The sequence below is a fragment of the Metabacillus crassostreae genome, from assembly GCF_016908395.1.
GTDB lineage: Bacteria > Bacillota > Bacilli > Bacillales > Bacillaceae > Metabacillus > Metabacillus crassostreae.
This window is the reverse complement of the sequence record NZ_JAFBDU010000001.1, coordinates 293,962-316,497: the sequence shown is the minus strand read 5'-3', so window position 1 is coordinate 316,497 and position 22,536 is coordinate 293,962. Positions and strand designations below refer to the sequence as shown.

The window sequence follows — 22,536 nt, the reverse complement described above, 5'->3', positions numbered from 1 at the left end:
TTTTAAGATCTTCGTTTCACTCCGTATTTCTCTGACAATGCTTCACCTAATAAATTGAACGTAACAATGACTAGCATAATGATTAGACCAGGGTATATCATTAATTCTGGATTTGTCCGAATATATGTTTTTCCTTCATGGATCATTGCTCCCCATTCTGGTGTTGGAGCCTGAACTCCAAGTCCTAGAAATGACATGGCAGATATATCCATAATCGCCCAACCCATTTCTAATGTTCCCATAACAGCAAGTGGAGGAAGTACATTTGGAACAATATGTTTTCGAATAATTTTCCAGCCCGAAGAACCATTTATTTTCGCAGCTGCAATAAAGTTTTGCTCTTTCAAACTGAGAACCATTCCCCGAAACATTCTTGCATAATAAACCCACTGCACTAGCATGATCGCTACTATAACTTGCTTAAGACCAGGTCCAAAGATCCCCACAAGTCCTAAGATAAGAATTAGACTTGGAAAAGCCATTACTCCATCACAAAATCTCATCAGCAAATGATCAATTAAACCACCTTTATAGCCAGAAAAAGTACCGATAATTAAACCAATAACGATTGAGGAAATAAAAATAAGCATCGCAAAGCCTAACGAAATGCGTGCTCCGTATAAAAGCCGAGACAAAGTACACCTTCCAAGATGATCTGTACCAAGTGGATAATCCCAAGAAGGAGGCTGTAATTTAAGAGCTAAATTAACAGCAATTGGATCGTTTGGCGCAATCCATGGTGCAATAAAAGCAATGATAAAAAGCATACTTAAAATAATCGTACAGATGGGAATTATTTTTTGATTTATGAATATCTGACGTATATTTCTTATCATTGCTTGTATCCTTCTTTCCTAGAAATCCGCGGATCTATATACATTTGGATCAAATCAACAAGTAAGTTACTAATAATAAATAAACTTGCACCAATAAGAACATAGCATTGGATAACAGGTATATCACGATTGAAAATAGCATCTATAAAATAACGTCCAAATCCAGGCCATGAGAAAACGGCTTCAACGATGATTGTACCAGTAAGTAATTTCCCTAGATTCATTCCCAGTCCAGTAATCATCGGCGAGATCGCAATTCTTAAAACATGTTTTGCCATAATACTTTTCTCACTAATTCCTCTCGTCCGAGCATAAAGAACATATGGCTCCTCTAGATTTTCAAGAACACTAGCACGTAACAATCTTGTATAAATCGCAATCAATGGGAAAGCAAGTGTTACAGAAGGAAGTACAAGATGCTGCCATGTTCCAATTCCTTCTACTGGAAAAAGATCCAGTTTTACAGAAAAGAACAAAATCAGGAGATATCCTAACCAAAATGAAGGAATCGATGCCCCTAAAAAGGCAAGAATTCGACTAAAGTGATCAATTGCTGTATTTTTCTTAACTCCAGCAAGAAAACCCAGAGGAATACTAACAAACACTGCAATAAATAAACTTCCTAGAGCTAGTTGAATCGTAGCTGGGATCCGAGAGATGACCTCGTCCCAAACAGGCTTATTCGAAACATAAGATATGCCAAAATCAAATTGGCATATCTTTTTAATAGAATTCAGATATTGGATAAAAAATGGTTGATCTAAACCAAACTCCTGTCGTTTCTGAGCCAGCATCTCATCAGTTGGTTGAATATGGGCAGCTGTTAAATAAGCCTCAGCCGGGTCGACCGGTGAAAGGTGTATCATCCCAGTTGTTAGAAGTGTTGCTAAAAGAAAAACCGGAATAATAGATAATATTCTTTTCAAAATAAAGGTGCCCATAAAAAACCTCCTGCTACCTTACTCCTTAATGCTAATTCCTGTAAATGGATGTTCATCACGATTAGCAGGGAAAGTGAAATTTGTCACTTCTTTTTGATGAATTGCTATTTTCTTAATATATGAGATCGGGATAATTGCTCCCTGGTCTTGTATTGATGTCAAAATCGATGAGTAAAGCTTTTGTCTCTCACTCTCATCTGTTGTTTGTGTGAGCATAGATATTTGTTGCAGTAAATCTGCCTTATTTGGATATGCTGAAATTGCCTCATTAAATCCAAATCCTTCTGATGCGACAATATTTAAGAATGTATGTGGATCATAAGGTGCTCCGTAGTTACTAAAGAAATTTATATCAAATTTATTATCTTTAAATCGTTGAACTTGCTCTGCTAGTTCAACACCAACAATATTTAATTTAACACCAATTGCTGCCCACTCAGATTGAAGAGCTTCAGCCATCGTTTTCTGAATCATTTCTGCTGAATCATACATTAACTCAATTTCTAGTAGCTGTCCATCCTTTTCGCGTACATCTTTACCTTCAGAAAGCTTCCAGCCTGCCTCATCTAACAGTGAATTCGCTTTCTCAACATCATAATCAACTACTGCTGCACTAATGTCTTTCGTAAAGGGAAGATTTGTTGGTAAAATATAGTCTGCATTTTCTTCATAACCAGACGTAACTCCTTCAACTAATGCTTCTTTATTGAACGAATAATGTAATGCTTGGCGTACTTTTTCATCAGAAAGCTGTTCCTTCTTTGAATTGATTACAAGCTGTCTTGTTGCAACTGGCTCTGAAATACTCGTTTCATATTTTTCAGTTGAATCTAACTGTTTAAACGCATCTAAGCTAATTGTGCCTTCTCCATAAATAAGATCGATCTCACCTTTTTCAAATGCAAGAACTCTTGTTTCAGCATCAGGAATAACTTTTACTTTAATGCTTTCCTCTTCTGGGAGTTCACCCCAATAATTTTCATTTCGTTTGAAAGTAGCATATTCGTCTACTTTGTACTCATCCAATATCCAAGGACCTGTTCCAATTGGTTTTACAACACCTTTTGATGTATCACCATCTTCTGGAAATCCTGCTTCTCCTAAGAAACGAACTGGTCGTACAACTGCCAGCTCCTGAATTGTAGGATAATATGGCTCTATTAATGTTAATTTGAACGTAAATTCATCAACTACTTCTGTTTTGTCTATTTTTGAAAGAAAACCTAACCAACCATGCATATCAATCTTATTTAAAATTGTATCAAAATTTCTTTTTACAATTTCGGCATTAAAGTCAGTTCCATCTGAAAACTTCACATTTTCGCGTAAATGAAATGTATATTCTTTTCCATCCTCCGAAATGTCCCAAGACTCTGCTAAATGAGGTTTTAGCTCTCCACCTTCTTGGTAGCTTACTAACGGTTCATACACCATTGACTGAGCAAATAATTGTGAGGGATTATAAACATGTGGATTCATCTCCCCTACATCTCTAGGCCAAGCAAATGTAAGCATGTTGCTTTCCTCTTTATTCTCTGAAGATTTAACATCATTACTACTAGCATTCGTACATCCAAGTAATACTGTTGATAAAACAACCATGAAAGTTAATAGAATAATCGTTTTCTGTCTATGTAATCTATTAAACAATTTTTATTCCCCCTACATCTTATTGATAATCATTTTCAATCATAATTGCAGTGTCGAAGGTTGTCAATATAATAATGGAAAGATTCCCACACTTTTAATAACTAATTGACAAAACATAATTTTTTTATGTGACAATAGACACATAAAAGTATTATGCTACTGTTTTTTTGATAAATCTCTATATATAATGGTAGGACCTTTTCGCTTTTTATATGTTGAATTTTAATTTAATCAAATATTATAGAACAAAAAATACCCAGTTAACAACGAAGCTGTTACTGGGTATTTTAAATATCAAAATTATGCGCTAGCAGATTGAACTGCTACTATTCCTCTTGATTCAAGTTCTCTTTGTGTTTGATCATCAGCTGGTCGGTATCCCTTTTCAAGTAGGTCCTTTATGTACACTTTGTTATAAACGAATGAAAAAATAATTCCTGGTATCCATGCACCAAAACCTAGTGTAACAGCACCTGCAACAACAGCTGTAATGAACATGATTGCTGCCCATTTAAGATCTCCTCTGATTAAAGCTGGTATAAAACCAAAGAAAAATGTTGTCCAACTAAATCCAATTTTCACTTCTTTGGTTACACCTGCATCGTTTCTAAATTTACCCTTCATAAGACGTCCTCCTATATACCTATATATAAATTCAACTCATTATACAACAAAAAGTAACAAATTTGTCATTAATTTGACTATTTTTTTATTATTTTAGCTAATGGCTTTGTTATAGATTTTTTTATTGACATTCACTTTCCTAGCAGAAAATATTGATAATGCCCAATTACCTGCTGAATCAATAAATAATTCGAGGTGTCTACCTTTTCTAATATTTATTTCATTAGTAGGAATTTAAGAGTTCGACAAATTCTGTTAAGCCTAAATCATTTGCATGATCCAAGGCTGTAAGATTATCATTATCCATTACTTTTGGATCCGCACCTGCATCTAATATTATTTTAGCTAGTGCTATATCTTCATAAGTAACAGCAGTCATTAATGGTGTCCAACCATAGTCATCCTGTAGATCAACGTCTGCATCGTTATTAATCAAAGCAGTCACAATGTCTGTTTGTCCATGTTGTACTGCAATCATTAACGCACTTTCACCATATTCATTTGATTCGTTTGGATTTGTTCCATTACTTAACTCCTTTTCTACTGCTGCTATATCGCCATCAATGATCGCTTGTAGAAATGGAGAGGATTCTTCTCCATATGCATAACTTTCTTCTAAAGATAGATCTTTTAAAGGCTCAAACTGAGAAATTAATAAGGCTACACCTACTCCGATCCCCATAAAAATAGCTGGTAAAATCACAAATAAGAGTATTGATATAAATACAATTTGCTTTGTTTTTGCAATGAGAGTCATAGTGGATTTTTCATGAATAAACAATTCAATTTCGTTAATCCGCTTAGGTATAGGTGGATGTGTTGACAAGAGCTCAGTAAGTGTTGCAAACAATCCTCTTTTTTCATTATATTGACTCATATAGTCTCGAAGATTCACTTTTCTATAGAGCTTCCTACCAGCAGCTAAAACTAGTAAACTATTGATTGCATTTTGTGGCTTTTCAGTATAATAAGTCGCCATTCTGTCACACGTATATTCTGCCATTCTCAAATAGCTTGTACCTAGAAAAGGAATCCACATAGCTAAAGATACTAACATGCTTTTTGAAATATGATTTCTTTTAATATGTGCAAGTTCGTGTGCAATAACATAATCAATATCAAAATCATCAGCTTCTTCTGCAATATCAATGAAATCTGAATAAAGCACAACCATATTTTTCCCAAACAGAGCAAGCACTTTTGTGGCAAATGCATTTAATAGACCACCTGATTCAATTACATATACTTCAGGTACTTTATTTAAATTCATTTTTTCACATAATGTCGTAACTTTCTCAAATAAATCTGGAAATTGATTTTCTCTTAACCTCACACCATTTAATTGGATATGTGCCATAGAAATAGCGTGAGAAAATAAAGTCAATATAGCTACCGAAGCAAAAATAATAATCCCAACAATAGATATAAGTAAATATAATCCGACTATAATACTTACAATCACACAAATGATAAATAGTGTATCCTCATATTTATGAACCAAATTTTTATTACCTTCCAATTTTTACATCTCCTAACTTTTTATAACAGACAGATTTTATTATTATAGGACAAAATTATACACTTATAAATAGTTAATTTAAGATCTTATCAAATTAAAAAAAGACACACTCCTAAGTAATTCCTAGAGCTAATGTCTTCTTCTCATAATAATAGCTTTTAAAGTATTCGATTGCTTTCTTTTCGCTAACAGTTAACATGACAATCAAAAGTGCTTACAGATAAAGAAATTCTTCTCTTCAATCCTTATACATGTTCATTTCATATTGTGAAACTACTGTTATCCCCTCTGTTCATGCACTAATCACTGACTTATGTCCATAAGTACACTTGATTCGTCTAGTGATTTGATTATCTCCTTTAATCTTTTCAAATGCTTCAACACATAGTCATTAACTTCATTTAACTTTGGGTCCTTTGAATCGATTGTTGATTGGGGTAACAGGAAATATTAATTTCTCTTCATTTTTTAGTTTTAGGAGTTCATTTGATAAATGATGACCTTTAACACTGAACTTGCTCGTGTTAAGGGCTTTAAAGCTATAGAGAACTTGGAACAATACTCCACAGTCCCACAAAATCCCCCAATCAATTAAATCATCAAAATAGACTTCCCATCATTATTCGCAAGTTTTAGAGTATAATAGTGAGTGTTATTAATGTAAGTAGGAGCAGGTGTAAATGGATAAACAGAATAGCAGCTACAGATGGATTGTTTTTACCGTGGTGTTGTTTACGTATTTCCTGATTGTAAGTCAACGGACAGCTCCTGGTTTAATTACAGATCAGCTTATGAAGGATTTTAACGTAACAGCTTCTACAATAGGACTTTTAACAAGTATTCAATTTTTAGCTTATGCAGGTTTGCAAATTCCAATTGGGATCTTATCTGATCGATTCGGCCCTAACTTTTTTCTTATTTTTGGTACATTGCTTAATGGAATTGGAACGATTATTTACAGTGTTGCATCAAGTGAAGTTTTATTAATTACAGCTCGTTCACTTGTTGGTATTGGAGATGCAACCATTTGGATTAACTTGGTGCTTATCTTAAGTCAGTGGTTTAAAGCTGGTGAATTTCTTAAATTACTTGGACTCGCAGGAATGACTGGAAGTCTTGGTTTTTTAATGGCGACTGTTCCTTTTTCTACTTGGATTGAAATGTTTGGCTGGAGGAACCTCTTTTTCACAGTTGGTCTGATTTTATGTTTTACTAGTTTGCTACTTTTCATTGTCCTTGTGAAGATCCCTAAAAAAAAGCTATTACTGCAGTCTCAACCAAATAATTCTGTCATTAAAGGAGAACCTGAGCGTGAGAAAACACTTGCAATATTACGACGGATTTTTTCAAGCCGTCAAGCATGGGCTACCTTTCTATGTCATTTTGGGCTTGTAGGTACATATGTTGGGTTTATCGGTTCATGGGCTGTTCCCTATGGAATGCATGTGTATGATATGACTCGTTCTGGTGCAAGTCAGTTAGTGATGGTCGGTCTTTTTGGTGCACTAATTGGGGCATCATTAACAAGCTGGGTTTCAGCTAAGCTTGATTCAATAAAGCGTCCATACATTGTTGTTCATATGTTCGTTTTTTTAAGCTGGATGACCTTTCTTTTATTAGGAGGAAAACCACCGTTTTTTATCTTGCTCATTCTTTTCTTTTTTATTGGCTATGGAAATGGAGCAAGTGCGATGACATTTGCGGTTGTTCGCCAATCATTTGATGTGAAAGAAGTTGGAGTTGTTTCAGGATTTGCTAATATGGGTGGATTTTTAAGTGCGGTTTTATTACCGAGTGCATTTGGTAGAGTGTTAGATCATTTTCATTTGAGCTCAAGTAGCACGGGATATAGCTTTGGATTTATCATTCCGATTTTTTTCTCGATTATTGGTATTATTGGCGGAATGATGATAAAGAAGCAATTTCAAGAAGTAAAACAACAAAGAGAATTAACAAGTGAATAAAAAGAGGAGAAAGAAGGGATACTCAATTTCCTCCCTCACTTTCTCCTTTTATCTTTCTGATTTCAAGTCCATATCTTCAACATATAGTGTGATAAAAATGCTCCTTACAATAACTTATAGTTTTTGAAGATCAGTCGGTCCAACGGAAAAACCTCGTTCCAATAACCGTAGATATAACTAATATTCCTGCTAAAATACTCATGTCTACTAAAGCACCTGATGTAAAAAGAGTCCCATTCCAACCGTCCCGTAAAACATTTACAACATATGTTAACGGAATAAATAATGTCACCTTTTGCAGCATCTCTGGTAAAGCTTCAACTGGCAGTGTTGCACCAGATAAGAACATCATTGGATACATCGTTATTAAAGCAATACCTAATGCTGTTTGCATCTTATTTGCTAAGCTTGAAACAATAAAGCCAAGTGCAAAAAATGTAATTGAACAAAATGTTAGCGCCAAGAAAAACTGAAATGGAGAGCTTGTTAAACTTGATCCAAAGCCTAATTTAGAGATAAGTAAAATTTCAATTGCCCCAACATAGATTGCAAAAAAGCCTTTTAAGATTGTTGCTGTAAATATTGCGTTTTGATTTAACGGTGTGCCTTTTAGCCTTTTATACACACCCTTTTCCCTATCAATAACAACCTGAAGTCCCATCGAAAAGAATGCTGTTGTAAAAATAATAATCGCGATCATACCCGGTATATATGCTTGAAAGTAATCTAAGCCTTCATACGTATTTTCTTGATACATTAAGGCAAAAACAATAAAGCTTACTGCAGGTACAATAAATGTAAATAATACTGGTAATACTTCACGAAAAAATAAGGTTAATTCCATCTTTGTATGAACATAAATTGATTGCATAATATAATCCCCCCTTTTTATGACCCAACTGCAAATTGTAGGTATACATCCTCCATTGATCCCTCTCCATCATTTAGAGATCGTATTAAATTCTTTGGCACATCACATGCCACTAGCTTACCTTTTTTGATAATGGCAATTCTGTCACAATGCTTTTGTGCTTCATCCATATAATGTGTGGATAAAATCAATGTTTTTCCTTCAGCACGATATTTATTTAAACAATTCCACAATTCGAGGCGTGCTTGAGGATCCAAACCAGTTGTTGGTTCATCTAAGAAAATGATGTCAGGATCATTTACTAAAGCAAGAGCAAGCGATGTTCTCTGCTGCCATCCTCCTGATAGACTTTTTACATATTTATTCAAGTATGGCTCTAAACCAAGTGTTTGGATAATTTCCTTTTGGTCTCTTTTTTTATCATAATAAGAGGAAAATAAAGTAAGAGCCTCTTTCACCTTGATACGATCATATAGTGATGTTTGCTGCAGCTGAATTCCTATTTTTTGCTTTATTTCTTCTGAAGAATGCTTCATATCCTGGCCAAGGACTGTAACTGACCCTGAATCTGGTTTTCTTAGACCCATCATCATTTCTAATGTTGTTGATTTCCCCGCTCCGTTTGCACCAATAATCCCCAGTACTTCACCTTTGTTTATAGAAAGCGAAATTCCATCAACAGCCTTAACACTTCCATAATTTTTTACAATATTTTCAACCTCAATAACTGTATTCATCAACAAAACTCCAATCTACTTTGTTTCTAACTACCATCTACTATTATCTTACTAACACATTCTTAACTAAGTCTTAACTCAGTCATATTTATCTATTAAGAAACAAAATTGCACTAAAAAATCTTAAATAGTTTTACTAACATAGAGTTTTGGGATAAAACTTTTTCCAATGCTTATACTATTATCTGGAAAACACAATAAAATTTAGGTGGGATTATGAATGGAATTGTTGGAGCAAAGAGTTAGTATTGGTCAATTTAATTTATTTTACAGAAGTGCTGAGAAGAGAAGAGCCAATCTTGCCTTCAAGAGGTAGTTAATACTTTACTTTAACAGCGATACAAGGGTGCAGCCATTTCTCAATGATCGATAACCCTTTATTAATATCTGAGGAAATTTCAAATCATCTTGCGAAAATAGTTCAATAAATTAGAAGACAGAAATAGAAAATAACGCTCAGTTGGACTGAACGTTATTTTCTATTTCTTTATTTAATGGCAATACTATCTTAAAATTCGTCTTCCCTCTCAGTGGCTTCGTCTCTAATATTAATCTACCATTATGTTTTTCGATGATCTTTCTTGAGATTGTTAATCCTAAACCTGATCCACCATCATCCACCCTACTTTTATCACCTCTAGTAAAAGGTTCAAATAAAGATGAAGCAATACCCTCATTTATACCAATGCCATTATCACCAATTTCAAGAATGATTGAGTGTAACGATTTTTCTAGTTTTAAATATACATTCGTTTGTTCTGGATTATACTTTATTGTATTTTCTAAAATATTAGATATTGCTCGATAAATAAGTTTTTTGTCAAAATGGTACAAGATCTTAACTGAAGGAATCGTAATGTCCAATTCCATTTCTTTTTCTGCAAAAACCTCGTAGTACTCAACGATGATTTCTCTAAAAAACTCACATATATCTCGTTTTTCTTTATACAAATTAAAATCAGGATTATCTAATTTAGAAAACATAAACAGTTCATCAATAAGTGATGTTACTCTAATTGATTTATTATGGATATATTTCAAATATTTTTTCTTTTGTTCTTCATTATCAATAAGATCCTCATAAAGCACTTTAGAATATCCTTGAATGGTTGTCATTGGTGTTTTTAAATCATGTGACAAATCGGACAGCATCCTTTTTTTACTATCCTCAAGTAGCATCATTTCTTTATTTTTCTGCTGTAGTTCATCAGCAGCACGCTTCAAATCTTCGCTTAATTCTTTATAATTTAACGAAGCTTTTATAATAAAGGGAAGAATGCACCCACCAAATACAGTTGGTAGTAACATATACACTAAATAAAGCTGATCAGGATAAATTGTTTTGAATATTAAATATAAGCTTAATACCCCAAAGCCCCCACTTAACCAATACAACCATTTGATCGGTAAGCGAACGGCTTGGTATACAAAAACAAAAACCATATACAAATACATCGGATGATACAAATAAGCAAATAATAAGGTTATAACAAATTCAACTGCTATAAATATGGTAATAAATCGTTTGGTCCAATAAACTTGTCTATATAAAAAAATAAAAGTAACCAATAACAAAAGACCGAGTAGTAATTTCACAGATGTTTCCTTTAATAAAAAGTAGAATGGAAAACCTATATTCACCAAATATAGATACGGTAAATATCCTTCTTCCCGCGGAAAAATTTTAAATAAAAATGCTTTCACAATCATCTCTTCCTTAGTTTTAACGTTATATATCATAATCTTAATCTCTTACTCTTAATTTAACCTTAATTTAAGATTATGTAGATCTAATTATTTGTATTTCTTTCAAATTTATAACCTAAGCCTCTTACAGTTTTGATGTACATAGGTTTCTTCGGATTTTTTTCGATTTTATCTCTGATTTTTGAAATGTGCACATTAATTGTGTTGTCTTCCTCTCCACCCATATAATATTCATTCCATGCTTTTTCAAATATCTGCTGTTTTGTAAAAACTCTACCTGGTTTATCCATTAATAAATCAAGAATGTTGAATTCGATTTTCGTTAAAGAAATCACAGTATTGCTATGTGAAATTGTAAATGTATCTTCATCAAGAACTAATTCGCCTACTATTTTTTTACGTGGTTTGATTATGTTATTCGGTTCTTTTTGTAAGCTTTTGTATTGATAACTTCTTCGTAGAAGTGACTGAACTCTTGCAACAACTTCCAAAGGATTAAAAGGTTTTTGCACAAAATCATCTGCTCCTAATCCAAGTCCAAGAATCTTTTCATGGTCTTCACCTTTTGCTGAAATAATGATGATTGGAAGTTCAAGTTCTTCTCTTACTTTTTTTATTAACTGATAGCCATCGATAATCGGCATCATTAAGTCAACTAAAAGTAAATCTATTTTTTCCATACTGATTATTTTCAAAGCTTCACTTCCATCATAAGCTTCAAATATGGAAAAGCCTTCTTTTTCTAGGTAGAGCTTTAATAATTCAGCTATTTCAGGCTGATCATCTACTATTAAAATATTATTTGTCACGAATAATCCTTCTTCCTATATAAAGATCAATATGATTACTTATATACTGAAACTTACTTATCATAAGTATATCAACTGAATTCAATTCTTAATAGAAAATAATGACAAATAAAAAACCCAAGAATGAGATATCTTGAGCTTCTTTCTAATTTGGTATACCTATTTATTCTGCTTCTTTGTCAAAACCTTTTCTCTCAATTTTAATATCTTTTCCATCTACATCATCAATCACAGGCTGAATTTCACCTTCCATATAGGCGTCTGATACTTGTTCATGACTTGTTGCTAAACCTGATGAAAGTGTGTCTTCTCCCTTATAATCCTTTACATCATAAACTCGACCTGCTAGATCATTAGTATTTACGTTATTTTTATTTTTTTCTGACATTGCTTCCAACTCCTTATTCCTTATGATCAACTATAAGTACTATCTAATGTTCTCTACGATATCTTGCCAACTTTTTGACGTTTTATGTAAATAAAGGCTCTTTTCTGAAAAATTTTTGCTATTTGACCAAAACACTTGGGAAAAATAGTGTTTTCATACGTATTTAAGTTTTTTTAAGAAGAAAAGATGATACAAGACTCTATACAGTGAGTTTTTCATAAATTTACTAAAAGTAAAAACATCTACGAAAACAGCCTAAATAAAAAAGAGATATTAAAAAATTTAATTTTTAACATCTCAACTTTTTTACTTACTCTAAAATACTTTGGGTAGTTGGATTGCTCGGAACAAAATTTGTAGTATCCTCTTGAAAACCTTCAATAATACTATTACCTTCTGTTTCTAAATCACCTGTTATACGTAATGGCATATCTCTAAACATTTGATATTTGGAATTGGTTGATTGCACCCATTGAAAAAATTCGACCTTTCGCATATGATGTGCACTTGGATTGACCATTGTATACGGATCACCATAAGGTATCACAATTGGTAACAACAGTGTTGGCAACACTTTCCCACCTACTTTTTTTCTTTTTATTAATCGTGTTTTTTAGATTATTTCAAAGACTTTCTACACAAAATATATGTAAGGAGGTTAATTTATGTCAGTCATGGAATTAGGAATTCGAGTTCTTGTTGCATTTTTAACATTGCTAATCGTTACTAGAATCGTTGGACGAAAAGAAATTAGTCAAATAACTTTCTTTAATTTTGTTTCAGCCATTGCTTTAGGTTCCATTGGAGCAAATGTTGCTGTAAATGCCAATTTAAGCTTACAAAATGGAATCCTTTCTATTATTGGTTGGGGATTAATAACAATCATAATAGGGCTTGTTGATATTAAATCTAAAAAGGCACGTGTGATGCTTGAGGGTGAACCAGTTATTGTGATTAAAGACGGTCAAATTATGGAACAGAAACTACGTCAACTTCGATTAGATTCAGACGAACTTAAAGCAATGTTAAGGAAGAAAAATGTTTTTTCTTTGCAGGACGTTGATTATGGGATTATTGAAATTGATGGAAATTTATCCGTTATGAAAAAAGAATATAATCAAAGTGTAACCAAAAATGATTTGAACATTAAATCAACTACTCCACAAATGTATCCTATATCAACAACACTTATATCTGATGGCCAAGTTCTTAATGAAAACTTATCAAAGGTTAACCTTAGTGAACAATGGTTAAAGTCACAACTACAATCATCTGGGATTACATCAATATCAGATATATTTATAGCTGAGCTTCAAAAAGATGGATCTTTGTATATTGATAAGAGAAATGATACAGTTCATTAAGTAAAATGGAGGGTTTTATCTTATGAGGAATTACAGATATTTATTAAGTGACAAATATAACGCTGGAACAATTGCTGAAGATTTAAAAGTACAATTAGATATCAATCGTTTTCAAGATGTTCATGTTAAAGCAGTAGATAACCGAAACGAAGTACTTGTTCAAGTACCATCAACTGGCCCTTTATCACTTGAAGAAACAGTTGATAGCTTTATGGAAGAGTATAAAACAGGTGTAATACTTGAGTAAAAATCTACATATTAAAAGGACTTAGTTTAAAATTAGCTAAGTCCTTTTTTAGTCTTCATAAAATCAACAATGAACATGATCGGCGGTCTTATTTTCTATTACCATTAATTTTTTTTATCGATTTCATGATCTGGTGATGTGCTGTTTCCAGTTGTAGCTTCATAGCCAACATTATAAGTTGCCTTAGGTGCCTGCTTTAAAGCATCAGGCATTTTATATTGCTCTAGGTCATCCTGAAACTGTCTTGTAGAGGGATTTTGATTTTGATTATCTGTCATTTGTCGCACCTCTTTTCTTAGAGTGGTTATTAAAATTGATTATCTGGATGTAAGTTATTTTGCATATACCCTTGAACTTGCTTGATTTGATCTGCACTTGCTAGCTCTGTTTTATACCAGCCTTTTTCTTCAAGAATTTCATAAAGTTCATATTGATTATTATTTGCAGTTTCAAGCATGCTTTCATAAATAACTCGTAAATCTTTATGACTTGTTTCTAACATCGTGTTTGAAATTCCACGACATCTTCCTTTTTCTAGCTCTAAACAGAGTTGAACCATTTCTCGATCTGTTAAGCCACGTCCCTCAATATTATTAGGCAATTTTCTTAACCTCCTTACTGTATGTTTTCAGATCTGTTGAAATACTGTGATAGATCTGCAATTTTAAGCTGATGATTTTCTGCCATTTGCTCTAATTGTTTTTTTAATTGTTGATCTTCACATAAAGAGGCACACCAATTTATTGTTTTTGCTGTTATCGCTTCTGCTCTTATTTCATCTTCTATAAAAGCAAGCTCTTTCGTTGTGAGTTTATTCATCCTTCCACCCCCATTACCTAAAAAGCTTTTCTTACGTAGTATTTATTATTCAGTTCTTTTTTATCCTTTGTTACATGCTCACTTTCATTTTTTGAATTTCAAAATTAAGACATGCAACCGGCCCAAGTTATTCACATAGGTTACAAAGACGCTAAACACAAGAGGAGTTAGAAAAAATGCATGCTGAACAGAAAATAAATATTGGAAAATATATGATGAATACTCGTTTTTTCAATGAGAATAATTGCAGTGAGGTTGTTGTACTTGTTCATGGAATTCCAACAAATTCACATTTATGGGATTATATCATTCCATTTCTATCAAAGAAATATGCTGTACTTGCAGTTGAATTAATTGGTTATGGTCATTCTGATCGAGGGCCATATGTTGATCTGACTTTACCTAAGCAAGCAGAATATATCACAAGTGTTTTAGATCAACTTAATATACCATGTGCACATTTTGTTGGTCATGATTTGGGTGGCGGTATTGTACAAATTCTTGCGGTTACAAAGCCAGAAAGAATAAAAAGTCTCGTTGTCATTGATGGGGTATGCTTCAGCAATTGGCCACTTCCTAAAGTTGTTTCCATTCGTTATCCTGTTGCTGAGGAATTTGTTCCAAATACTTTGTTTATCGAACGAATGTTACGAGAAGGAGTTTACCACCCTTCCATGCTAACACCAGAACTACTTAAACATTTCACATTACCATTTGCAACACCAACAGGGCCTGAAGAACTTCAGCAAGCCTCTTTAGCTTTAAATCATCATCAAACAGAAGATCTTGTTCCATACTTAGGAAAAATAACATGTCCAGCAACTTTTTTATGGGGCCAGCATGATCGCTATCTTGTTCCATATTGGGGGCTTTTATTACACAAAGCCTTACCAAATTCAGTGTTTAAACTTATTCCAAACGCAAGTCACTATTCTATGATTGATCAGCCAAGTATTGTTGCAAATGAATTATTAAATCATTTAGCTCGTTCGACTAATCAACCTTTGTACTAATGGCAGTTACGTACATCAAGGCTCAAAAAAGACTAACTTTATTGGGTTTTATTACCCAAATTTAAGTTAGTCTCTTTTATCCTTATTTATCTTCCCATTTAGCTACCTCTTCTCTTACCTTTGGAGCTACTTCTTTTCCAAGTAATTCAATAGCCTTCATCACATCATCATGTGGCATAGATCCGACCGGTACATGAAGCATAAACCTTGTGATACCTACATTTTTTCTAAGGTGAATGATCTTTTCAGCAACTGTACTTGAATCACCTACATACAAAGCTCCTTCAAAGCTTCGTGCAGCATCAAAGCTCGCTCTTGTATATGGGCCCCATCCTCGTTCTTTACCTAATTTGTTCATGACATATTGTGTTGATGGGAAAAATTTATCAGCGGCTACCTCTGTATTTTCGGCAATAAAGCCATGTGAATGAGAGCCTACCTGGAACTTGTTCACATCATGGCCTGCATGTGCTAATGCTTTTTTATAAAGTTGAACTAATGGAGCAAATTGAGTTGGCTGACCACCAATTATAGCTAAAACAAGAGGTAAACCAAGAATACCAGCGCGGATAACTGAGTCTGAATTTCCACCACTACCAATCCAGACTGGTAAAGGATCTTGAACTGGTCTAGGATAAACTCCACGATTTTGAATAGCAGGTCTGTGACCGCCTTTCCAATTGACAATCTCCGAGTCTCGAATGTTTAAGAGCAGTTCAAGTTTTTCTTCAAATAGCTCATCATAATCTTTTAAATCATATCCAAATAACGGAAAGGATTCGATAAACGATCCTCTACCTGCCATAATTTCTGCTCGACCGTTTGAAATACCATCTACTGTAGCAAAATCTTGAAAAACACGAACTGGATCTGCAGAGGAAAGAACTGTTACGGCACTAGTCAAGCGGATATTTTTTGTTTGAGAAGCTGCAGCTGCTAGAATTATCGCAGGGTTCGATGCTGCAAAATCTTCCCTATGATGTTCCCCTACTCCAAATACATCCAAGCCCACTGAATCGGCTAAAACGATTTCCTCAACAACCTCGCGAATTCTTTGTGCATGACTTATCACTTCACCAGTTTTTGGATCTGGAGTTGTTTCAACAAAAGTACTTATTCCAATTTCCATTATTCATTCTCCTTCAATCATTTCTGCAATCAAAAACATATTTTTATGTATTTAAGATTATTTTAAAGCAAAAAAAGTTTTTTCTCCATTAAACCGTACTTCACAACGATGATCCTCACATTAGACAAACTACCAATGATCATCTAAAGTGAAATCTTAACAAAAAGCAGTTTAAAAATGCTATTATATTTATATTAGAAAAATTTAGATTATAGCTTAAAACAGAGAGGGTTCTGTTATGAACAAAGATATATTATTACGTAACAATGTAAAAATAATTGGTCATGGTCCTAAAACAATTTGTTTTGCTCATGGTTTTGGTTGTGATCAGAATGTGTGGAATTTAATGACAAAGGACTTTGTTGATGAATATCGCTTAGTTTTATTTGATTATGTAGGATCAGGTAATTCAGATAAAGATGCATATGATATTAATCGCTATCGAACACTTGATGGATATGTAAAAGACGTTTTGGAAATATACGAAACTCTTGATTTAAAAGATTCCATTTTTATTGGTCATTCTGTTAGTAGCATGATTGGCATGCTTGCTTCAATAAAGGAGCCTGACTATTTTTCACATTTAATCATGATAGGTCCCTCACCTCGTTACTTAAACGATCTACCTAAATATTATGGTGGCTTTGAGCGAGAAGATATTCTAGGGCTACTGGATATGATGGAAAGAAATTATAAAAATTGGGCTCATGACTTTGCAAATGTTGCTGTCGGTCATCCTGATCAACCTGAATTAAAACAAGAACTTGAAAAAAGCTTTTGTGCTATGGATCCTGTTATATCTAAGCAATTTGCCGAAGCAACATTTTATTCTGATTGTCGGGAAAACCTAGCTGATGTGACAGTTTCTTCTCTTATTTTACAATGTTCAGCAGACATAATAGCACCTGATGAAATTGGTGACTATCTCTCTGTTCATCTACCAAATAGTACATTATACAAAATGGAAGCAACCTTACATTGTCCACACCTAAGTCACCCAGAAGAAACTATACTATTAATTAAAAAATACTTAAAAGATGTTCTACACTAAAAAGAACACAGCAGGATTGAGGTGAACGTTTTAAAATGGAAGATCAATTAAATCACGCCCCTTTTGGATTTATGACTTTATCAGAAGATGGACTGATCTTATCAATAAATAAAACGTTACTTGACGTACTTGATTATTCTTTAGAACAGTTATTAGAAAAGCATGTTAATTATATTTTCACCGTGCCAACAAAGCTTTTTTATCAGTTTTATGTGATTCCTTTAATAAAAGTGAACAAAAAAGTGGAAGAAATGTATATTACATTGAAATCATTTGGAAATAATGAAGTTCCTGTGATTATGAATGCAAAATTTAGAAGCTACGATAACAAGTCTTCTATTGAACTTGCCTTAATTCCCATACAAAAAAGAAGTGAGTATGAAAATGAACTACTTACGGCCAAAAAGGATGCAGAAGCAGCTCTACATTCTAAGCATAAGGCAAATGCAGAATTAAAAATCGCACTTGAACATATAAAAGCTAAACAAGAAGAGTTAATCGAATTAAACAAACAAAACCAACAATACAAAGTGGATACAATCACAAAGCTTGAGCTTGCTAGAAAAATTCAAGAAACATCGCTTGCAGACTCGATACAAAATGAACATATACAAATCGAATCCTATTATCGAGCTTCTAGTGAGTTATCTGGTGATATGTACGGGTTTTATAGAATTGATCAAGATCGTTACGGCATTATCATACTAGATGTGATGGGTCATGGAGTTTCTTCCGCTTTAATTACGATGTCTCTTCACTCATTATTTCAGCGGTTAATTTCTTTTGGCAATAGTACTGAAATGGTCATGCAAGAATTAGACAATCATCTTCATCGATTATTTCATAATAATGAAGATGCAAGACACTATTGTACAGCTATCTATCTGTTAATCGATACAGCTTCACAACAAATAGAGTATATCAATGCCGGTCATCCCCCTGCACTATTACAAAAAAAAGGCGGTCAGCAGCTTGAATTAAACACAACATCTCTACCACTTGGGACCTTCGAAAATACAAAATTCAAAGCTAAATCTTTTACATATAATAAGGAAGACCGAATATTACTTTATACCGATGGGGTAACAGATCCATTAGGATTTAACCATCTTAAGCCACTGCTCTTGATTAATAAAAACTTACCAAACACACGACTAAAAGAACTGATTGTTCATTCACTAAATAACGAACAAAACCTTCAGCATAAAAGTGATGATCAATGCTTTCTTATTGTTGATGTGAATTAGCTAGGGGTCATACGCAAAAAAGCAAACCTATTAAACAGGTTTGCTTTTTTAGATGCCTTTATTTTCCTTCAACAACTTCTTTTAATATTTCATAAGCACGCTTTTGTTTACCTTCACCATACATATAAGAAACGGCCATAATCTCATCTACAGCATATTTTTCTTGGAAGCTTGTTAGCTGTTCGCGAATTGTTTCTTTACTTCCTTGCAACGATACACTTGTCATCGATTTTGCCATCTCTTTTTCAGATGGAGACCAAATGCCCTCCATACTATCAACAGGTTGACGCAATGGGTTTGACGTACCACGAACAACATTCAAGAAAAATTGCTGCATAGTTGTTGCCTCACGATTTGCTTCTTCATCACTTTCTGCTGCAATTAGATTCACACATACCATCATATAAGGTTTATCTAAATACTGAGACGGCTGGAATCTACTTTTATAGATCGATATAGCTTCTTCCATAAATCTAGGCGCAAAATGTGAAGCAAATACATAAGGCAATCCTAACTTTGCCGCTAAATAAGCAGAGTCAGTTGAAGAGCCTAATATATAAATCGGTACATGTGTATTAACACCAGGATAAGCTTTTACATAATCCTGATTCTCTTCTGAACCAAAATATGTAAGCAATTGCTTCACATCATCTGGAAAAGTGTAAACAGAATCATTTTGAGAACGTCTTAATGCATTTGCTGTATTCATATCAGTACCTGGTGCACGACCTAATCCTAAATCTAATCGATCAGGATAAATCGCTGCCATTGTTCCAAATTGTTCAGCTACGACTAATGGTGAATGATTCGGAAGCATGATTCCACCAGATCCAACACGTATTTTTTCAGTATGCTCTAATGTATGCTTTATTAAAATAGAGGTTGCCGAACTAACAAGTGTTTTCGTATTATGATGCTCGGCAATCCAATATCTGCTATAGCCCATATCTTCTGTTGCTTTTGCAAGATCAATCATTGACTCAATTGCTTCTTTTGTACCCTGACCTTCACGAATAGGAGCAAGGTTCAAAACGGAAACGGGAATTTGTATATTTGGCATTTATAATTTGTCCTTTCATCTTCAAGTATCGATTCTATCGTAACAATTTCTGCAAAGAAAACAAATTAATATGCTTGTAAAATAATTTGTACTACACTTTTTCTATTGAGAATTCAAATTCTCTCTCGTTATAAGCTTCCCCTGTAAACGTTCTTTCTATAAACTCTACTTTCTCTCTATTCATACACAATACAGTAGATGATCTAGTCCCATAATTTTCTGCTGAAATAAATAAGGGAGAAAGCTTTTTTTTCCATTCTAAAGTAACACCTGTTTGAGGTAACTCATCATCCTTTGCTTGCTCAGCATTAAACAAAACCCTAAAAAGACAATCCTTTAAATCACCTTTGTTTTTCAAACACTCTTCAAGACCCTTTTTACCTTTTTGAACTTTTGGCCAATTTGTATTTAAAAGATGATTACTTAAACCATAAATTCCTGGTTGAAGTAGGTAGAGTTCATTTTCTATATTAGAATAATAATATAGAGTATTTTTGTCACCGACTAGTAAATTAAAACCTGGATATTGGGATGAATCACGTTTAATGATCTCCAGATAACTTTCTGGTGAGCAGTTATCTTTTAAAAATTCACTTACTAATTCTCCTCGTGACCTCTCATAATCCCTACTTCCATTATGATCACGATAATTTGTAAGTGCCGCAAAGCGACCCTGTTTTGTAACCCCCATCCACGTTCCCATCTTTTCTAAATCTCTACCAGCCAAAACCTGTGGAGCTTCTTCCCAAAAATCAGCTTGTGCAGTTCCTCTTTTATAAAACTCATCCCGATTTGCTGCAATAACTAAATCAAACCTTGAATCAACTTTATAAGCAAATTTAATTAAACACATGATAGATCACTACTTTCTTTTATAACTAAAATAAATAAATGGTTTATCATATACGAGAATATGTAGAAGACTTTTCTATAAATTCAATTGAAGTTAAACAGCTCAATAATGATCATATTCTAATTTTCTCAAAGGTAGCAAATTAATTCAATAACACGAGGAACTCACTTATAACCGAAATATCTTAAATAAACGCTCTTTTCTTAAAAATTGTTGCTATTAGAAGTCCTTATTTGTTGCAAGCAATGTGTTGTCACATAAAAGGTGCCATTTGTAGAAGAAAAGATACCGCTAGACTTTGTACAGAGTTGCATTCAACATGATTTCTAAAAACAAAAAAGTTTACGAAAACAGCCTAAATAAAAAAAAACTCTGTTGTTATCATAACAACAGAGTTTTTTTCTCTTACTTTATGGTTTAAAAAGAGGAACAATACGAATTTGTGTTCATTGTAAACTAAAACTTAATATCTTAATATTTTTTAGATATTAGATTAAACGAGTTGTAACAATTCCTTCAATTTGTTTAATTTGATCTTCTAATTGAGGAATGATATCTCCATTTACTTTATTATCAATATCAATCATTGTGTACGCGTATTCTCCACGACTTCTGTTTACCATGTCAGCAATGTTTAAGTTGTAGCTTGAAATTGCCTGTGTAATTTGACCAACCATGTTTGGTACGTTTTTGTGGAAAGTCGCCACACGTCGCTTACCTGTGAAAGGAAGAGATGCATTTGGAAAATTCACTGAATTTTTAATGTTTCCAGTTTCTAAGAAGTCTTTAACTTGACGAGCTGCCATAATTGCACAGTTTTCCTCAGATTCTTTTGTAGAAGCTCCTAGATGTGGAATAGGAACAACATTTTTCATCTTTAAAACATTTTCATTTGGGAAATCAGTAATATACTTACCAACTTTTCCACTTTCAAGAGCAGCTTTCATATCAGCTTCGTTCACAAGCTCACCACGAGAAAAGTTTAAGATATGAACATCGTCCTTCATAATTCCGAATGTTTCTTCATTGAAAAGACCTTTTGTTTCAGGTGTTAAAGGAACGTGAACTGTAATATAATCAGAGTTTGCAAATAACTGTTCTAGAGACATAGCACGTTGAACTTTTCGAGACAAGCTCCATGCTGTATCAACAGAAATAAATGGATCAAATCCGATTACATCCATATCTAATTCAAGTGCATCATTTGCTACAAGTGCACCAATTGCACCTAAACCAATAACGCCAAGAGTTTTGCCTTTAATTTCTTTTCCAACAAATTGTTTTTTCCCAGCTTCAACAAGCTTTGGAATTTGATCTCCTTCATCAACAAGTGTCTTCGTCCAAGCTACACCAGCAAAAAGATTACGAGAAGAAGCCATTATTGTAGTAAGCACCATTTCTTTAACAGCATTTGCATTAGCACCAGGTGTATTGAAAACAACAATACCTTGTTCTGTGCACTTTTCAACTGGAATATTGTTAACACCAGCACCAGCACGTGCAATGGCTTTTAACCGATTTGAAAATTCCATAGAATGCATGTTATAGCTACGTAAAACAATTGCATCAGGATTTTCACTTTCATTATCAATTGTAAAGTTATCATTGTTGAATACATTTAACCCTACCTCTGCGATATTGTTAAGGGTTTTAATTGTTTTTACTTTGTCTAAAAGAATTGTACTCATCATGATCTCCTCTTTCCAT

Annotated in this window: 24 protein-coding genes; 6 read left to right on the top strand and 18 right to left on the bottom strand. The window is 33.5% G+C overall.

Translation table 11 applies throughout. The features are described 5' to 3' along the window. Positions 1 to 2 precede the first annotated feature (2 nt). The 5 genes from nikC to JOC75_RS01620 form a co-directional block, all read right to left on the bottom strand. Entirely contained in the window at positions 3 to 836 is an 834-nt protein-coding gene (gene nikC / locus JOC75_RS01640) for a nickel ABC transporter permease subunit NikC (RefSeq protein ID WP_204952390.1), read from the bottom strand. Next, positions 833 to 1,777 carry a nickel ABC transporter permease subunit NikB gene (gene nikB, locus JOC75_RS01635; RefSeq protein WP_204952389.1) on the bottom strand — a complete coding sequence of 315 codons (945 nt, stop codon included), beginning with the start codon at positions 1,775 to 1,777 and terminating at the stop codon, positions 833 to 835. The genes nikC and nikB overlap by 4 nt, the downstream gene beginning before the upstream one ends. An 18-nt stretch (positions 1,778 to 1,795) precedes the next feature. Beyond that, positions 1,796 to 3,379 (bottom strand): nickel ABC transporter substrate-binding protein, encoded by a 1,584-nt coding sequence (gene nikA / locus JOC75_RS01630; RefSeq protein ID WP_204953469.1) that lies wholly within the window; start codon positions 3,377 to 3,379, stop codon positions 1,796 to 1,798. Between the two features lie 348 nt (positions 3,380 to 3,727). Then, positions 3,728 to 4,051: a DUF2628 domain-containing protein gene (locus JOC75_RS01625; protein ID WP_204952388.1), complete on the bottom strand. Its 324-nt coding sequence runs from the start codon at positions 4,049 to 4,051 to the stop codon at positions 3,728 to 3,730. 223 nt (positions 4,052 to 4,274) lie between these two features. Continuing rightward, entirely contained in the window at positions 4,275 to 5,570 is a 1,296-nt protein-coding gene (locus JOC75_RS01620) for a M48 family metallopeptidase (RefSeq protein ID WP_204952387.1), read from the bottom strand. A 680-nt stretch (positions 5,571 to 6,250) separates the two neighbouring features. Between JOC75_RS01620 and JOC75_RS01615 the strand changes: the two genes are divergently transcribed. Then, positions 6,251 to 7,534: an MFS transporter gene (locus JOC75_RS01615; RefSeq protein WP_204952386.1), complete on the top strand. Its 1,284-nt coding sequence runs from the start codon at positions 6,251 to 6,253 to the stop codon at positions 7,532 to 7,534. 130 nt (positions 7,535 to 7,664) lie between these two features. Here JOC75_RS01615 and JOC75_RS01610 read toward each other — a convergent pair whose 3' ends face one another. From JOC75_RS01610 to JOC75_RS01585, 6 genes are all read right to left on the bottom strand, one after another. Beyond that, the gene (locus tag JOC75_RS01610; protein ID WP_204952385.1) at positions 7,665 to 8,405 is read right to left on the bottom strand and encodes an ABC transporter permease; all 741 of its coding nucleotides are present in this window, start codon (positions 8,403 to 8,405) and stop codon (positions 7,665 to 7,667) included. 17 nt (positions 8,406 to 8,422) lie between these two features. Continuing rightward, on the bottom strand, positions 8,423 to 9,142 hold the full coding sequence (locus tag JOC75_RS01605; RefSeq protein ID WP_204952384.1) for an ABC transporter ATP-binding protein: 720 nt from the start codon (positions 9,140 to 9,142) through the stop codon (positions 8,423 to 8,425). Between the two features lie 456 nt (positions 9,143 to 9,598). Next, positions 9,599 to 10,882: a sensor histidine kinase gene (locus JOC75_RS01600; protein ID WP_239589236.1), complete on the bottom strand. Its 1,284-nt coding sequence runs from the start codon at positions 10,880 to 10,882 to the stop codon at positions 9,599 to 9,601. Positions 10,883 to 10,932: 50 nt separating this feature from the next. Then, positions 10,933 to 11,658 carry a response regulator gene (locus JOC75_RS01595; RefSeq protein WP_204952383.1) on the bottom strand — a complete coding sequence of 242 codons (726 nt, stop codon included), beginning with the start codon at positions 11,656 to 11,658 and terminating at the stop codon, positions 10,933 to 10,935. A gap of 163 nt (positions 11,659 to 11,821) precedes the next feature. Beyond that, positions 11,822 to 12,046 carry a YozQ family protein gene (locus JOC75_RS01590; protein WP_204952382.1) on the bottom strand — a complete coding sequence of 75 codons (225 nt, stop codon included), beginning with the start codon at positions 12,044 to 12,046 and terminating at the stop codon, positions 11,822 to 11,824. 310 nt (positions 12,047 to 12,356) lie between these two features. Then, positions 12,357 to 12,617, bottom strand: coding sequence for a hypothetical protein (locus JOC75_RS01585; protein WP_204952381.1), 261 nt, complete (start codon positions 12,615 to 12,617; stop codon positions 12,357 to 12,359). Between the two features lie 94 nt (positions 12,618 to 12,711). Between JOC75_RS01585 and JOC75_RS01580 the strand changes: the two genes are divergently transcribed. Then, positions 12,712 to 13,410, top strand: a complete 699-nt coding sequence (locus JOC75_RS01580; RefSeq protein ID WP_204952380.1) for a YetF domain-containing protein — start codon at positions 12,712 to 12,714, stop codon at positions 13,408 to 13,410. A gap of 22 nt (positions 13,411 to 13,432) precedes the next feature. Beyond that, on the top strand, positions 13,433 to 13,657 hold the full coding sequence (locus tag JOC75_RS01575; protein ID WP_204952379.1) for a hypothetical protein: 225 nt from the start codon (positions 13,433 to 13,435) through the stop codon (positions 13,655 to 13,657). Positions 13,658 to 13,761: 104 nt separating this feature from the next. On the opposite strand, the gene JOC75_RS01570 is transcribed toward JOC75_RS01575, so the two are convergent. Genes JOC75_RS01570 through JOC75_RS01560 form a run of 3 tightly spaced genes read right to left on the bottom strand, consistent with a single transcriptional unit; the run spans position 13,762 to position 14,476 of the window. After that, positions 13,762 to 13,935 carry a hypothetical protein gene (locus tag JOC75_RS01570; RefSeq protein ID WP_204952378.1) on the bottom strand — a complete coding sequence of 58 codons (174 nt, stop codon included), beginning with the start codon at positions 13,933 to 13,935 and terminating at the stop codon, positions 13,762 to 13,764. Between the two features lie 29 nt (positions 13,936 to 13,964). Next, positions 13,965 to 14,258: a spore coat protein gene (locus JOC75_RS01565; protein WP_204952377.1), complete on the bottom strand. Its 294-nt coding sequence runs from the start codon at positions 14,256 to 14,258 to the stop codon at positions 13,965 to 13,967. 14 nt (positions 14,259 to 14,272) lie between these two features. Further along, the gene (locus tag JOC75_RS01560) at positions 14,273 to 14,476 is read right to left on the bottom strand and encodes a hypothetical protein (protein WP_204952376.1); all 204 of its coding nucleotides are present in this window, start codon (positions 14,474 to 14,476) and stop codon (positions 14,273 to 14,275) included. Between the two features lie 176 nt (positions 14,477 to 14,652). Here JOC75_RS01560 and JOC75_RS01555 point away from each other — a divergent pair, with 176 nt between their 5' ends. Continuing rightward, positions 14,653 to 15,489, top strand: a complete 837-nt coding sequence (locus JOC75_RS01555; protein ID WP_204952375.1) for an alpha/beta fold hydrolase — start codon at positions 14,653 to 14,655, stop codon at positions 15,487 to 15,489. Between the two features lie 82 nt (positions 15,490 to 15,571). Here JOC75_RS01555 and JOC75_RS01550 read toward each other — a convergent pair whose 3' ends face one another. Beyond that, positions 15,572 to 16,618 (bottom strand): LLM class flavin-dependent oxidoreductase, encoded by a 1,047-nt coding sequence (locus JOC75_RS01550; protein ID WP_204952374.1) that lies wholly within the window; start codon positions 16,616 to 16,618, stop codon positions 15,572 to 15,574. A 238-nt stretch (positions 16,619 to 16,856) separates the two neighbouring features. Here JOC75_RS01550 and JOC75_RS01545 point away from each other — a divergent pair, with 238 nt between their 5' ends. Together JOC75_RS01545 and JOC75_RS01540 are read left to right on the top strand one after the other, a co-directional pair. Continuing rightward, complete coding sequence (locus tag JOC75_RS01545; protein WP_204952373.1) at positions 16,857 to 17,669, top strand: alpha/beta fold hydrolase; 813 nt, start codon at positions 16,857 to 16,859, stop codon at positions 17,667 to 17,669. Between the two features lie 35 nt (positions 17,670 to 17,704). Then, positions 17,705 to 18,916 carry a SpoIIE family protein phosphatase gene (locus JOC75_RS01540; RefSeq protein ID WP_204952372.1) on the top strand — a complete coding sequence of 404 codons (1,212 nt, stop codon included), beginning with the start codon at positions 17,705 to 17,707 and terminating at the stop codon, positions 18,914 to 18,916. A gap of 58 nt (positions 18,917 to 18,974) precedes the next feature. Here the strand turns inward: JOC75_RS01540 and JOC75_RS01535 are convergent, their stop codons facing one another. The 3 genes from JOC75_RS01535 to JOC75_RS01525 form a co-directional block, all read right to left on the bottom strand. Then, positions 18,975 to 19,976, bottom strand: a complete 1,002-nt coding sequence (locus tag JOC75_RS01535) for an LLM class flavin-dependent oxidoreductase (RefSeq protein WP_204952371.1) — start codon at positions 19,974 to 19,976, stop codon at positions 18,975 to 18,977. Between the two features lie 91 nt (positions 19,977 to 20,067). After that, positions 20,068 to 20,829 (bottom strand): NRDE family protein, encoded by a 762-nt coding sequence (locus tag JOC75_RS01530; RefSeq protein WP_204952370.1) that lies wholly within the window; start codon positions 20,827 to 20,829, stop codon positions 20,068 to 20,070. Positions 20,830 to 21,317: 488 nt separating this feature from the next. After that, positions 21,318 to 22,517, bottom strand: a complete 1,200-nt coding sequence (locus JOC75_RS01525) for a phosphoglycerate dehydrogenase (protein WP_204952369.1) — start codon at positions 22,515 to 22,517, stop codon at positions 21,318 to 21,320. Positions 22,518 to 22,536 lie beyond the last annotated feature (19 nt).